Annotated in this window: 14 protein-coding genes; 4 read left to right on the forward strand and 10 right to left on the reverse strand. The window is 69.1% G+C overall.

The features are described from left to right. The first annotated feature begins 92 nt into the window (after positions 1-92). From CLU95_RS00155 to CLU95_RS00170, 4 genes are all read left to right on the forward strand, one after another. Positions 93-863, forward strand: a complete 771-nt coding sequence (locus tag CLU95_RS00155; protein ID WP_099789186.1) for a hypothetical protein — start codon at positions 93-95, stop codon at positions 861-863. A 55-nt stretch (positions 864-918) separates the two neighbouring features. Next, positions 919-1,239 carry a helix-turn-helix domain-containing protein gene (locus CLU95_RS00160; RefSeq protein ID WP_099789188.1) on the forward strand — a complete coding sequence of 107 codons (321 nt, stop codon included), beginning with the start codon at positions 919-921 and terminating at the stop codon, positions 1,237-1,239. Further along, positions 1,236-2,534, forward strand: a complete 1,299-nt coding sequence (locus CLU95_RS00165; protein WP_099789190.1) for a type II toxin-antitoxin system HipA family toxin — start codon at positions 1,236-1,238, stop codon at positions 2,532-2,534. The genes CLU95_RS00160 and CLU95_RS00165 overlap by 4 nt, the downstream gene beginning before the upstream one ends. 79 nt (positions 2,535-2,613) lie before the next feature. Further along, positions 2,614-3,306 (forward strand): mobilization protein, encoded by a 693-nt coding sequence (locus CLU95_RS00170; RefSeq protein WP_095948584.1) that lies wholly within the window; start codon positions 2,614-2,616, stop codon positions 3,304-3,306. Between the two features lie 137 nt (positions 3,307-3,443). Here CLU95_RS00170 and fabG read toward each other — a convergent pair whose 3' ends face one another. Genes fabG through CLU95_RS00220 form a run of 10 tightly spaced genes read right to left on the reverse strand, consistent with a single transcriptional unit; the run spans position 3,444 to position 12,977 of the window. Beyond that, positions 3,444-4,175 (reverse strand): 3-oxoacyl-ACP reductase FabG, encoded by a 732-nt coding sequence (fabG, locus tag CLU95_RS00175; RefSeq protein ID WP_099789192.1) that lies wholly within the window; start codon positions 4,173-4,175, stop codon positions 3,444-3,446. Continuing rightward, the gene (locus CLU95_RS00180; protein WP_099789194.1) at positions 4,172-4,645 is read right to left on the reverse strand and encodes a hydroxymyristoyl-ACP dehydratase; all 474 of its coding nucleotides are present in this window, start codon (positions 4,643-4,645) and stop codon (positions 4,172-4,174) included. Before CLU95_RS00180 ends, fabG begins: the two co-directional genes overlap by 4 nt. Beyond that, complete coding sequence (locus CLU95_RS00185; RefSeq protein WP_099789196.1) at positions 4,642-5,412, reverse strand: class I SAM-dependent methyltransferase; 771 nt, start codon at positions 5,410-5,412, stop codon at positions 4,642-4,644. The genes CLU95_RS00180 and CLU95_RS00185 overlap by 4 nt, the downstream gene beginning before the upstream one ends. After that, positions 5,409-6,242 (reverse strand): polysaccharide deacetylase family protein, encoded by an 834-nt coding sequence (locus CLU95_RS00190; protein WP_180288496.1) that lies wholly within the window; start codon positions 6,240-6,242, stop codon positions 5,409-5,411. The genes CLU95_RS00185 and CLU95_RS00190 overlap by 4 nt, the downstream gene beginning before the upstream one ends. Before the next feature lie 20 nt (positions 6,243-6,262). Further along, positions 6,263-8,668, reverse strand: a complete 2,406-nt coding sequence (locus CLU95_RS00195) for an MMPL family transporter (RefSeq protein ID WP_099789200.1) — start codon at positions 8,666-8,668, stop codon at positions 6,263-6,265. Next, positions 8,665-9,300: a LolA-related protein gene (locus CLU95_RS00200; protein WP_099789202.1), complete on the reverse strand. Its 636-nt coding sequence runs from the start codon at positions 9,298-9,300 to the stop codon at positions 8,665-8,667. The genes CLU95_RS00195 and CLU95_RS00200 overlap by 4 nt, the downstream gene beginning before the upstream one ends. Further along, on the reverse strand, positions 9,272-10,282 hold the full coding sequence (locus CLU95_RS00205) for an acyl-CoA synthetase (protein ID WP_099789204.1): 1,011 nt from the start codon (positions 10,280-10,282) through the stop codon (positions 9,272-9,274). The genes CLU95_RS00200 and CLU95_RS00205 overlap by 29 nt, the downstream gene beginning before the upstream one ends. Beyond that, positions 10,279-11,997, reverse strand: coding sequence for an AMP-binding protein (locus CLU95_RS00210; RefSeq protein ID WP_257214493.1), 1,719 nt, complete (start codon positions 11,995-11,997; stop codon positions 10,279-10,281). Before CLU95_RS00210 ends, CLU95_RS00205 begins: the two co-directional genes overlap by 4 nt. 20 nt (positions 11,998-12,017) lie before the next feature. Beyond that, on the reverse strand, positions 12,018-12,662 hold the full coding sequence (locus tag CLU95_RS00215) for a hypothetical protein (RefSeq protein ID WP_099789208.1): 645 nt from the start codon (positions 12,660-12,662) through the stop codon (positions 12,018-12,020). Between the two features lie 3 nt (positions 12,663-12,665). Beyond that, positions 12,666-12,977, reverse strand: coding sequence for a phosphopantetheine-binding protein (locus CLU95_RS00220; RefSeq protein ID WP_062482694.1), 312 nt, complete (start codon positions 12,975-12,977; stop codon positions 12,666-12,668). Positions 12,978-13,020: the final 43 nt, after the last annotated feature.

The following is a 13,020-nucleotide window of genomic DNA, read 5'->3' on the forward strand; positions in this document are numbered from 1 at the left end:
ATAGCGCCAAGGTATTGATTTGTAAGGAAAATTGCACGGGCCCGCAGCTTGAAGCGGGCCGCCGCCCCAGCCGTGGATGATAACGTCAGGGCATGAGCGATTCCTTGGCTTCTCCCCTCGCGGCGCGACGCACCTGCCTGCTGGCGGGCACCGCGGCCGCCCTGCTTGCGCCGCTGGTGCTGACGGGCTGTTCCTCCCTCCGATCCACCGAGCGCGCCGAACCCTACGGTAACCAGGAGTGGCTGCAATCCGCCACCAACCGCATCGCCAACCTGTCGCTGCGCGACAACCTGCAATCGGTGCGCCGCGTGCAGACCACGCTGTACCGGCGCAACCCGCGCGAATGGCGCAAATCGGCCGCCACCATGGAGGAAGCCACGCAGCGCACCTGGGACGCGATCCTGCAGGGCACGCCCCTGCCCGAACTGCGCGGCGCCATCGGCATCGACGCCATCCGCCTGGCCTTCGAGACCGGCCCGCAGGCCTACCAGGGCGACCGCGTGGCGGCACTGGTCGTCGGGTGGGCCACGATGCTCAAGCAGGCCAACGGCGACACCTGGGACCAGACCATGATCGACGGCGTCAACGCCGAGAACAGCTACCGGGCCGCGCGCAATTTCGAGATCTCGCTCTGGCTGATCTCGTCCAAGACCGGCCCCGACGGCCAGCCGCTGCTCCTGGCCACCGAGATCAGCGACCGCGGACGCAACCTCGTGGCCGACCGCGAGCTGTCGAAGGTGGTGGCGCGGCTCGACCTGCTGGCCGCGCAGGCCGACGAGAAATACCGCCGGGCGGCCCTCGATTTCGGCCAGAACTGGGTGATGGGCGTGGTCATGCCGCTCTTCACGCTGATCCCCAAGTAGGTTGTTCACATCGGAAATATGTTTCCCAAATAGGCATTTGCGGTAATATATTTCCGTGGACAAGCAGGAACTCATCACCGCCCTCACGGCGCGACGCGCGGCCACCGGCCTCACGAACGCCGAGATCGCGCTGCGCTCGGGGCTCACCGAGCGCTCGGTGCGCAATGCCCTGAGCCTGAAGGGCAATCCCCAGCTGTCGTCGCTGCTCGCGCTGGTCGATGCGCTGGGGCTCGAACTGCAGCTCGCGCCCAAGGGCTTCGGCGAAGGCACCGCCGTCGATCCCGGCTACCGCCCCGTCGCCACGCGCGTCGGCCGGGCACTGGCTGAAGCGCCTGCCGCGCCGCCCTACGTGCGAGGCCGCCGCTCACCGCCATGAACGTCAAGATCCTCGAGATTTCGCTCGGCGCACACCGCCTCGGCAAGCTGTTCCAGTACGCCGACCTGTGCCGCTTCGTGGCGGAGCCCGAGCTGATCGCCAGCCCGCCGCCAGGCGTGCTTTCGCTGTCGATGGTCGCGAGCGACCCGGCGGCCCAGGCTGCGCTGTGGAGCGACGTGAAGAACCCGTTGTTCAACGCCCAGGGCGGCCAGTTGCCCGGCTTCTTCCAGAATCTGCTGCCCGAAGGCGTGCTGCGCAGCCACATCGCGCAGCTGCGCGGTTGCCGCGACAACGACCACTTCGAATTGCTGGCGGCCTGCGGTGGCGATCTGCCCGGTGCGGTGGCCGCACGCCCGGTATCGGTCGACCGCGGCACGCTGCAGCGCCTCATCACCCAGGACCAGGACGCGCTCGAGATGTCGGTGGTCGAGCTGCCGATGCCGCAGGGCATTTCGGTCTCGGGCGTGCAACCCAAGCTGGGCCTGCGACGCCAGGGCGGTCGCTATGTAGCGCGCGTGCGCGCTGGGGCGAGCACGCGCGTGATCGCCAAGCTGCCGGTGGCGGGCCGGCCCCACATGCCGCAACTCGAAATGCTTTCGTTGCAGATGGCCGGGGCGGCGGGCGTCGAGGTGTGCCACGCCGAGCTCGCACCGCTGTCGGCCATCGCGGCGGAGCACAGCTATGCGCTACCGGATGAGCCCGAGTTCCTGGCCGTCACGCGCTTCGACCGGGACGGTGCGCGCCGCATCCACTTCGAGGATTTCGCCCAGGTGCTCGCGGTCGATCCGATGCACAAGTACAGCGGAAGCTATCTCGACATGGCGCTCGCGATGCGCGCCTTTCCGTCGCTGGGCGAAGACGCCGTGCTCGAACTGGTGCGGCGGCTCGTGGTCAACGATCTGTTGGGCAACCCCGATGCGCACCTGAAGAACTTCGGCGTGCTCTACCCCGACGGCATCGCGCCACGGTTGGCACCGGCCTACGACATCGTGGCCTACGCAGCGCTGCAGGGCGTCGAGGGCCACGCACTCCCGCTGCTGCCGGCCCCAGTGAGCGCCACCGCGGCCCGTCGCACCGCGATGTTCACCCCGGCCAACGTGCGCGCGTTCTGCTTCTCGGCCGGCCTGCACGAGCCGCGCATGCGACGCGTGGTCGCCGACGCGGCCCGGCTTGCGCGCGACCAGTGGCCCGCGATGATCGACGGCTCGGCGCTGCCGGCTCCGTGGAAGAAACGGCTGCAGCTGCGCTTGCAGGCACACCCTTTGCTGCAGGGCATGAGCAAGCGGGGCCGCTAGCCACAGTGGCGTGACAGGCGACCCCTAGAATGAATCCGCCCTCCCCCTCCCCTCAACCCATTCGAGGCAGCAACCACTCATGAGCTCCATCAATTTCATCGGCGGCGAAAAAGGCGGTGTCGGCAAATCGGTCACGGCACGCGTGCTGGCCCAGTACTTCATCGATCGCAGCCGGCCCTTCACCGGCTTCGACACCGACCGGTCGCACAGCTCCTTCACGCGCTTCTACGAGGGCTTCGCCTCGCCCGTCGTGGTCGACAGCTTCGAAGGGCTGGACACGGTGGTGAACGGCTTCGAGACCAACCCGAAGCAGAGCGTGATCGTCGACCTTGCGGCGCAAACGCTGGCGCCGCTGTCGCGCTGGATCAAGGAATCCGACCTGTTCGACGTGTTCGAGGAGATCGATGTCACGGTCAACTTCTGGCATGTACTGGACGACGGCAAGGACTCCACCGACCTGCTCGGCACGCTCATCGACACCTTCGGCAACCGCCCCAACTACATCGTGGTGCAGAACTACGGACGCGGCAGCGACTTCGGGATGCTGCTGGCATCGCAGTCGCTGTCGAAGGCCAATGCGAATGGCGCGCGCGTCATTGCATTGCCGCGACTGCACGAAGCCAGCATGCGCAAGATCGATGCGCAGAACACGAGCTTCTGGAAGGCGGTGAACGACCGCGAAGGGGCGCATGCGCTCGGGTTGCTGGAGCGGCAGCGCGTGAAGTCGTGGCTGGCTACGGCTTACGCTGCGTTCGATACGCTGCCGCTTTAGACCTTTGGGGGGCGCCCGACAGGCGGCACGGCGCGGGCGGCCCCACTGTGCCGGCCGGGCTCCGGGGATGAATGAGTGCCCCGTCCTTCAACGAGAAAGACGAATGCGGAGCGCTCCAGGTTGGAGGCTCCGATGCCTCAAATCATCCCGCCGTTGATCGAGATCACCTGCCCCGTGATGTACGCGGCTTCATCGCTCGCCAGGAACGCCGCCAGCGCCGCCACTTCCTGCGGCGTGCCGGCGCGCTTCACGGGCACCATCTGATTGATGAGCGCTGGGTCGAACACCGCATCGGCCATCGGCGACGCGATGATCCCCGGCGCAATCGCATTCACCGTCACGCCACGCGACGCCACTTCGAGCGACAGCGCCTTGGTCGCGCTGTTCAGCGCCCCCTTGGCTGCCGCGTAGTTCACCTGCCCCCGGTTCCCCGCGATGGCGGCGACGGACGAGATGTTCAGCACGCGCCCCCAGCGGGTGCGCATCATCGGCAGCAGCAGCGGCTGGGTCACGCGGAAGAAGCCGTTCAGCGACACGTCGATCACCTTGTGCCATTGCTCGGTGCGCATGCCGGGCAGCACCGCGTCGTCGTGCACGCCCGCGTTGTTGACGAGGATCTGCACCGCGCCGCCTTCGAGGATGCGTGCGCAGCCGGTCGCGCAGGCCTCATCGCTGCGCAGATCGAACACATGGCATTCCGCCTTGCCGCCGGCTGCGGTGATTGACGCGGCCAGTTGCTCGATCGCCTCGGGCCGCGAATTCGCGTGCAGCAGCACGGTGGCGCCGTCGCGTGCAAAGCGCTCCGCCATGGCCGCGCCGAGCGCCCCGCTGGCGCCGGTGATCAGTGTGCGTTTTCCTTCGAAACTCATGACGGTGTGCTTCCCATGTCCGCCAGCGGCGTGTTCAAGACCACCACGGCCCGGCCCTCGGCCAGCAGGCGGCCGTCGTCGGCCGCCACCGTGAATTCATACAAGACCTGCCGGTCGTCGCCGGACAGTCGTTTGGCGCGCACCTGCAACGCCCCGTCGATGTCGTCCAGCCGCGCCACCGCCAGCTTCACGTTGCGTGCGCTGGCCAGGAAGCCGGCCGATGGCCTGCTGCCCTCGACAGCCAGCAGGCCACCGTGTAGCGCCATCGCCTGCGCCGCGTACTCGATGGCGTTCGGCGCGAGCAGCCCGCTGTCGGTGCGCAGCGGGTTGTCCGCCTGGCGGTGCGTCGTGGTGCTGCAATGGATCGATTCGGCGTCCCAGCCTTCGAGCAGCTCCAGCAGGCACATGCTCCCGCTGTGCGGAATGCGCTGCGCAATGCCCGCGCGATCGAGCGTCTGCGGTGCCGTCAAGCGACGGCCTCCAGATCGGCCACCAGCAGCACGTTGGCAAACGGCGTGCCTTCGCTCATCGGAATGCTCTGCACGCGGAAACCCAAGCGCTGCAGCAATGCCGTCCATTCGATCAATGGCCGGCCCCAGGTCGGCGACACCTTGTGGCCGCGGATGCGCGTCACGGTGCGATCGACCCACTGGCTGATGGCGAACCCACGCGTGCTCGACGCATCGCCCACGCGCAGCAGCAGGCGCGCCTTCGGGTTGCCACCACGGCGGAGCGCATCACGCACACGCGTCAACACACCCTCCTGCGCGGTGAGGTCCACGTAGTGCAGCACGTCGAGGATCACGACCAGGTCGCAATCGGGCAAGGTGGCCGAGCACATGTCGGCGCACACGAGTCGCGGCGTGGGCTTCAGGTGACCGACCGACGCCTCGGCGCGCGCCACATCCTTCGGCATCAGTTCGATACCCGTGTAGTCCGCGGCGGCCGGCGTGGCGGCCCATGAAGCGGGCCAGCGTCCCTGCTGTTGCATCGCGCTCATCGACGCCAGCAGGCTCACGAAGAGGCCTTGCCCGCAGCCGATGTCGACCACGCGCCGATGTTGCGCATCGATCAGGCCGCGTTCGAGCAGGCCGCGGAACACCGGGTCGCGCCCGAGCTTGCCGCGCGCGAACTGCCAGGCGAAGGTGCCGCCCTTCTTGTAGGGCACGGTCGCGGCTTCGTGCAGCTCGCGCCAGGCTTGGTCGGTGGTCATCGTCGATGGCATCACGGCGCTCATGCGGTCTTTAATCCTTCAGGCAGGGTCACGGCACGCAATCCGTCGGTGCGCAAGCGTTGGAACAACAAGGGCAGGACATCCAGCAGAACGGGTTGCCCCGCAGCGGTGCGCGCGGCGTTGCCGTCGTGCAGCAGCAGGATGTCGCGCGCCTGCAGGTTGCGAGCGAGGCGCGCCATCACCTTGGCGGCGTCGCCTTCGCGGGTGTCGAAACCGCGCCGCGTCCAGCTCACGAGCGAGAGGCCGAGGCGGTGCAGCACGGGTTCGAGGAAAGGGTTGCGCAGGCCGGCAGGCGCGCGGAAACAGATCGGGCGCTGACCGGTCACGTCGGTCAGGATGTCCTGCGCCCGAGCGATCTCCTCCGCGAAGCCGCGCGGCCCGAGGAAGGAGAAGTTGTGGCGATGCTGCGCCGTGTGGTTCTGGATGCTGTGGCCGCGCGCGACGATCTCGCGCGCCAGCGCCGGATGCGCCTGCACGCGCTCGGCGATGCAGAAGAAGGTGGCGCGCTGGCCGTGCGCGTCCAGCAGGTCGAGCACGCGGGGCGTGACCTCGGGCTCGGGGCCGTCGTCGATGGTGATCGCCACCTCGCGCCGCGCACCCGCCGCCTCGGGCAGACGCGTGACGTTCGGACCCAGCAGGTTGCTGCGCGGGGTGAGCCCCGCGCCGGTGATCAGCGCATGGTTCAGCACCACCGCGCCGAGGGCCCAGGGCCATGCGCCCGGCACCAGCACGCCCGCGCCCAGCGCCGCCACATGCACGGCCGCGCTGGCGCGCATGGCCGGCGGCCAGGGCCAGGATTCGGAAGCAGCGACAGGGGCGGAAGGCGACGACATGGTGCGTCCGGATTTTCCCATCAGCGCGGTCGCTGTGGGCTCGGGCCCTTCCCGGGCACCACGTTGCGCGCGAACGCAGCCGACAGCAGCAGCGCCAGCAAGGCGCCCGGCGCCACCACGCGGCCGATGGACGACAGCGCCGGAATGTCCGAGATCGCGATCAGCCCGAACGACACCACCGTCGTGAGGTTGGCCAGCATCAGCGAGGCCAGCGTGTCTTCATCGGCGCGCCCGGTCGTGCGCAGCTGGTCGAAGAACAGCGCGTAGTTCGACCCCACAGCGACGATCAGCAACAGGCCCACGAGGTGCAGGATGCCGAGCGCCGCCTGTGCCAGCGCCATGCCGCCCAGCGTGAGCACCACCGCGAACAGCAGCGGCTGGCACACGGCCAGCAGCCGGCGCCACGAGCGCAGGTACACGCCCAGCAGCACCACCACCGCCAATGCGCCCAGCAGCACCTGCACGAAGGCCTCGTGCAGGTAGCGTTGGTAGAGGCCGCCGAGTTCGCGGCCGACGTCCACCACCTGCACCTCGGGCAGGCCAGCCAGCGCGGCTTCGAGCCGACCCTGATCGAAGCCCGGACCGGGATGCAGCACGACCAGCGTGGACCAGCCACCGCCCGGTCGCTCGTACATCAGCGTGTTCACCACGGAACCCAGCGGACCGCCCATGAGGTCGGCACGCTGCACGGGCGCCTGCTTGCGCGCGGCTTCCACATCGGTCACGAAGGCGCCGAGCCGTGAGGCCGGTAGCGGCAAGCCCTTCGTCGCTTCGGCCAGGTTGGCGCGCAGCGTGTCGGCATCGGGCAAGCTGGCCAGGCGTGCGGTCTGCGCCGCCACGCTCGGCAGCACGCGGGTCACGGTTTCGTAGCCGCTGAGCTCACCCTTGTCGACCAAGGCGTCGAGGCGCGTTGCTGCGGCCTCGGTGTGGCGCAGCGCGGCCTGTTCGTCGTCGCCGAAGGCCACGACCAGCACGCCGCCGTCGCTGGCGCCGATGTCCTTGCGCAGCATTTCGTCGAGCAGCTGGGCCGAGCGCGGCACCGGGCTCATGGCGCTCAGGTCGGCGCGCCACAGATGACCACCCTGCCACAGCACCAGCGCCAGCGCCGCCACGCCGAGCGCCACCAGCGGCCAGCGCAGGCCCGGCAGGCCGCGCACCAGCACGCCGGCCAGCCGCGCCATGTGCCGCCGCATGCCCATGCCGGTCGCGCCATCGGGCGCCAGCACCGGCAGCACGTAGCGCGTGGCCAATGCGGCCGACACCAGTCCGGCGATCGAGAACACACCCAGCTGCGCCAGCCCCGGGAAGCCCGAGAACACCAGCGCCGCGAAACCGCACACGGAGGTCAGCAGGCCGAGCCGCACCGTGGGCCAATGCACCTCGCGCCAGCGCTGCCAGCCGGTGCCGGCCACGTTCGCGCCGCGCGCCTGGATCAGGTAATAAATGGCGTAGTCGACCGTCTCGCCGATCAGCGTGCTGCCGAAACCGAGCGTGAGCCCGTGCACCGAGCCGAACACGAGACTGACCGATGCCGTGCCGACCACCACGCCCGTGGCCACCGGCAGGAAGGCGATGACGAGCGCACGTGGCGAGGCAAACGCCAGCAGCAGCAACACGCTCATCACGATGCCACCCACCACCGCGAGGTGGATGGCTTCGGTCTTGATCTTTTCGCGGCTCATCACCGAGAACACGGGCGGTCCGCTCAGCAACAGCTTGGGAGTGGCTTCACCCATGCCGCGCGCGGCAGCTTCATAAGCGGCCTGCACGCGCGCGATGGCGGAGGCCTGCGCATCGAGGTCACCGCCAGCCGCACGCGTCGTGGCGATCATCAGCGCACGCGGCGCATCGCGCGACATCCAGACGCCACCTTCGCTGCGCGGCGCGCTCGCCGGCACCAGCTCCATCGCCACGCGCTGGGTTTCGCCGGTCGGGTCGCGGTCGAGCAAGGGCTTGATCGCGTTGCCGGCCGGCGTGCCGAGCATCGACAGCGTGTCGATGATGGCGTCGCGCAGCCCGGCCACCGTGAACTGCCCGGGCATCACGCCGGGCGACAGCTGGTAGCGGTGCTCGAACACCCAGGTGCCGGCCTCGCTCCAGTCGCTCACGTCGCCGTTTTGCACCAGGTCGAAGAGCTTGCTTTCGCGCATCGCCTTGCCAACGGCACGCGAGACTTCAGCACGCTGTTCGACGCTGCCGCCTTCGAAACCCAGCATCAGCGTGCGCGAGGCGACGCCGCTTTGCAGCTGCTCGATCAGCACGCGCTGGCGCAGGTCCGGGCTCTTGGGGAGAAAGGCCGACAGGTCGGCGCCGATCTGGGTGCGCGCGATGACGACCGCGCCCAAGCCCACGACCAGCAGCCATGCCAACAGAACCACGATGCGGCGCGACCACCCCGGCGGCCCGCCCGCCTGCGCCAGGCTCACGGCGTCGCGCGCCGGGGAGCGCCAGCCGGCACCGCCGACGGTGGCGCGTTGGGCGAGATGTTCATGACCGAGCGGTCGCCGCCCACGAACTCCATCTCCAGCCCCAGCACCTCGCCGCCGCGGCCCGTGATACGCATGCTTCGCACCTGCGCGGCCAGCCGGCTGTCATTGGGAGTCAGGTCGAGCGTCCATTGATTGGCGACGCCGGTCACGGTGCTCTTGAAATAGCGCTGCAGCGTGGTGCCGTCGCCGGTCAGGGTGCCGCGCATGGCTTCGACCAGGCCCAGCAGCTCGGGCATGCTGTCCAGCGCGAGCGTGCGGTTGCGGTTGCCGCGCGACAAGGTCAGCGTGTTGCCGTCCACCGCCATGGTTTCGATGCGCGGCGACAGCGTGCGGCGCACCAGCTTGTCGGGCGCCTCGAAGCTCAGCGTGCCGCTCGCGTCGAGCGGGCCTTCGAGGCCGTGCACGAAGCGCTGTTCGGTGAAGCGCGCCTCGCCGCTCTTCTGCTTGGACAGCAAGCCCATCAGTTCGGGCAGGTCGAACGCCGCCCACGCGGGCGCGGCGCAGAAAGCCACGGCGAGCACCACCACCCTGCAAAGCCGATCAAGCCGCATCTTCGAGCCAGAAATCATGAAAATTGAACCAGTTGTACGGGTAGGCGCGGCACAGCGCCTCGAGGCGGGCCACATAGGCTTCGACTGCGCTGCGGATACGCTGTTCGCGCTCCGCGGCATCGGTGAACGGCGTGCCGAAGTCGGCCAGCGGGTCGAACCGGACATCGTAGCGGGCACCGCCGCCGTACATGCCGGCCATGAAGAACACCTTGCGGCGCAGCAGCGCCGCCAGCCGGAACGGGCCGTCGTTGAAGACGGCCGGCTGCCCCAGAAACGACAGCACGATGTTGTTGCCGCGCTGGTGCGCCGGCTGCTCCTCGCTGCCCGGCAGCGTGCGGTCGGCCAGCATGCCGCCGAGGCCGCCGCCGTCGAGCCAGTCGCGCAGCGCGAGCATCGAGTGCGGCCGGCCCAGCGAGATCACATGGGGCCGCATCTCGGGCAGCGCGATGGCGTTCAGGATGGCGGTGATGCGCTGCGCGTTGTCGGGGTACATCAGCATCGCCAGCCGCATGCGGTTCTGGTGCGCCTGCTGCTTGCAGGCGCCGAGCACCTCGAAGCTGCCGATGTGGGCGCCGAGCAGGAAAGCGCCCCGCCCTTCGGCCGCCTCGGCCTCGATCGGGCCGTTGCCTTCGATCTTCACCTGGAACAGGTCCATGCGCCCGCGCAGGAAGTACACGCGGTCGAGCACGGTCGAGGAAAACGCGTGCAGCAAACGGTAGCCGTCGACCCAGCCCGCGCGCGGACCGATGGCGCGGAACAGGTAGCGCTTGATGTAGCGGCGCGGCGCCGGCGCAAACAGCAGGAAGTACAGGCTGATCGGCGGCAGCAGCAACCGCGTGACATGCCGCCCGCACACCAGCGCCATCAGGCAGATGAAGCGCAGCGCGAGCATGTTGCTGCGCTCGGGCGCACGCGCCCAGTCGCCCTGCTGGGGCGTCGCTCGGGCGGTCTGCCGCGCCGCTTCGTCCACGGCGCGCGTTTCGGCGTCGGTGTGCTTCATCCCGCCGACTCTGGCACAGCCGTCCAGCGGCCGGTGACAGCCACCACGCCGTCGCAGCGCACGTCGAAACGCACGCCGCGGCCCGTTCCGGCCTCCGGCTGCAGCTCGATGGACAGCGTGCTGCCGGGGCGCACGGGCGCAAGGAACTTGGCGGCTGCGAGCGTCGGGCTCGGGCCGAGCCGCGCCGACAGCGCCGGCACGCGCCGCACGACTTCCATGACTTCGGCCAGCAGCAGCGCGCCGGGCACCAGCGGCTGGCCGGGGAAATGACCGGCAAAAGCGGGGTGGTCAACCGGCACCGTATGCGCCATCTGCACCGGCGTCTGGTCGTCGGCGAGCTGGGCCAGCGCAAATTCGCGCAGCGCCCGCACCGTCAACTTGCCCGTGCCTTCGCGCGGGAAGGCCTTGACCTGCACCACGCGGCGCGGCACGAACACGGGTTCCAGGCGTTGCCGCAATGCAGCAATGATGTCGGTCGCCGACAGCGTGGGTGCAACCACGAATGCCACCGGCCGCACCACGCCGTCGGCCACCTCGTCGGGCAGCCAGAAGGCGCCGTCCTCGACGCCCGCGATGCTGTTGAGGTGGTAGTTCAGGTGCGCGAGCGAACTGCGCCGTCCGGCGACGTGGATCAAATCGTTGGCGCGGCCGAACAGGCGAAAGCGGCGCGCATCGAGCAGTTCGAGCACGTCGGCCATCGGCGTCGGCTCGGGAATGAAGTCGCCGCTGAAGATGAAGCGCTCGGGGCCATCGCCCTCCCCCGGCTCCGCGTGCACGCGGATCTCGCCGAAGGTTTCCCAGATCTCGCTATGGGTCGTGCGGCGCGTCGCCACCTGGCCCGATTCGGTGCTGCCGTAGATTTCGAGCAACACGCCGCCCAATGCCTGCTCAGCCTGCAACGCCAGTTGCGGCGACAGCGGCGCGGTGGCCGACAAAATCAGGTCGACTGGCGGCAGTTCGATGCCCGACAGCAGCAAGGTCTTCAGATGGAACGGCGTGGTCACGAGCGCGCGAGGCCTCGGCACCGAGGCCAGCGCCTTCGCCACGTCGGCCGGGAAAAACGGCCGCCCGGTCTCGAAGGCCGCGCCGCCGAGCATCGCGAGCAGCACCGACGATTCGAGTCCGTAGCTGTGCTGCACCGGCACGGTCGCGACCAGCGTGAGCCCTTCGAGCGTGGGCCGCTGCAGCACGCGGCACAGCCGCTCGACCGCCACTTCGACGTCACCGACCAGCGTGCGCCAGGCTTTTGCGTGCGGCTGCGGAACGCCGGTGGAGCCCGACGTGAGCAGGCTGGCCGCATGCCGGCCGCCGTCGATGGTGGGCACGGGCGCATCGCCAGCCGGACCGGGAACGGCCTCGACCTGCAGGCGCCGCATGCCGGGGGTGTCGAGCTTCGCATCGTCGGTCAGCGCGAACAAATGGGGGCCGCCGGTTTCGGTCAGGCGCGCCAGCGTGTCCGGCCGCGCATCGGGCGGCAACAGGCTGGCGTGCCCGCGCACCAGCGCGGCGCCGAGGCTCACGGCGAAGGCGTAGCGGTCGAGGCACAGATTGACGGCAGGACCTTCGGCAGGCAGTGCGGGCGCCAGGCGCGCAACGTCGGCCAGGAACTGGCGCGCACTGACCGGCTGGCCGCCGCGCCACGCCAGCGGGGCGTCGGGGTTGCGGTCCGCGAGCAGCGGCAGGAAGGAAGAGGAAGAAGCGGTGTCGGTCGTCACGCGGGCTGCCTGCGCCTGTTTCATTGGCCGCCGGCGCCGTTGTCCACCGTCGAGGTGCCGTAGAACGCGCGCACCGCATCGACGAGCCGCGTGCGTTCGAATTCGGGGTGCAGGCGGTAGCGCACGAGGTGCTCGCCCACGAACAGCAGCGCCACGCTCAGCGGCGACAGCACGTTGGCCAAGAGCGACCAGGCCGAGAACGGCATCGTCAGGTAGACCACGATCGACGACACGACCACGACGGCGAAATACACCGTCCACACCTGCGTGAGGTGCGTCGTATAGGACAGCATGTGCCCCTTCAACGGGTGCACACGCTGCGCGAACTGGGTGATCAGCGGCAAGCCCTTGCCGCGCAGCGTCGAGCCGAACCAGCCACAGAGCGCGCCGTTGATGCCGATGTGCTGCAGCACATACAGACGATTCGTGTCGCCCGCCTCACCGAGGAAGACGAGCGAGAAACCACCGATGCCCAGCGCCGCCGCGGCGGCAAGGCCCCAGCGGCCGAACCAGCTGGCAGCGCAGCCCATGGCGGCGATCCACAACGGGCCGAGCAACACCACCACAGCCCAGGGCTCGGTGGCGTGGAACAGCGTCATCCAATGGGAGAGGCCGGCATACGTGACCCCCACCAGCAGCAGGAGGACGAGTCGCCATCGAGACATGGATCAGGTGGCGCTGCGGTGCTCGGCGACGTGGGTCGCGAGCGTACGCAGCGACTGGAAAATCTGCTGGTTGCGCTCGTCGTCCGAGCGCAGCTGGAAACCATAGCGGCGCGAAACTTCGAGCGCGACTTCGAGGATGTCGATGGAGTCGAGGCCCAGACCTTCGCCGTACAGCGGGTCGGTGGGAACGATCTCTTCAGGTGCGACCTCGAGATTGAGCGCGTTCACGAGCAACACGGCCAGCTCTTTTTCGATCGGCGACTGTTCGGATGCATCGCCAGTGGCGGGAATGGGGGGCTGAGCAGTCGATGACAAAAAAACCTCCTGAACTTTTTTCCTGAACGACCGTGCGGGGTCG

The sequence above is a fragment of the Variovorax sp. 54 genome (genome assembly GCF_002754375.1).
GTDB lineage: Bacteria > Pseudomonadota > Gammaproteobacteria > Burkholderiales > Burkholderiaceae_C > Variovorax.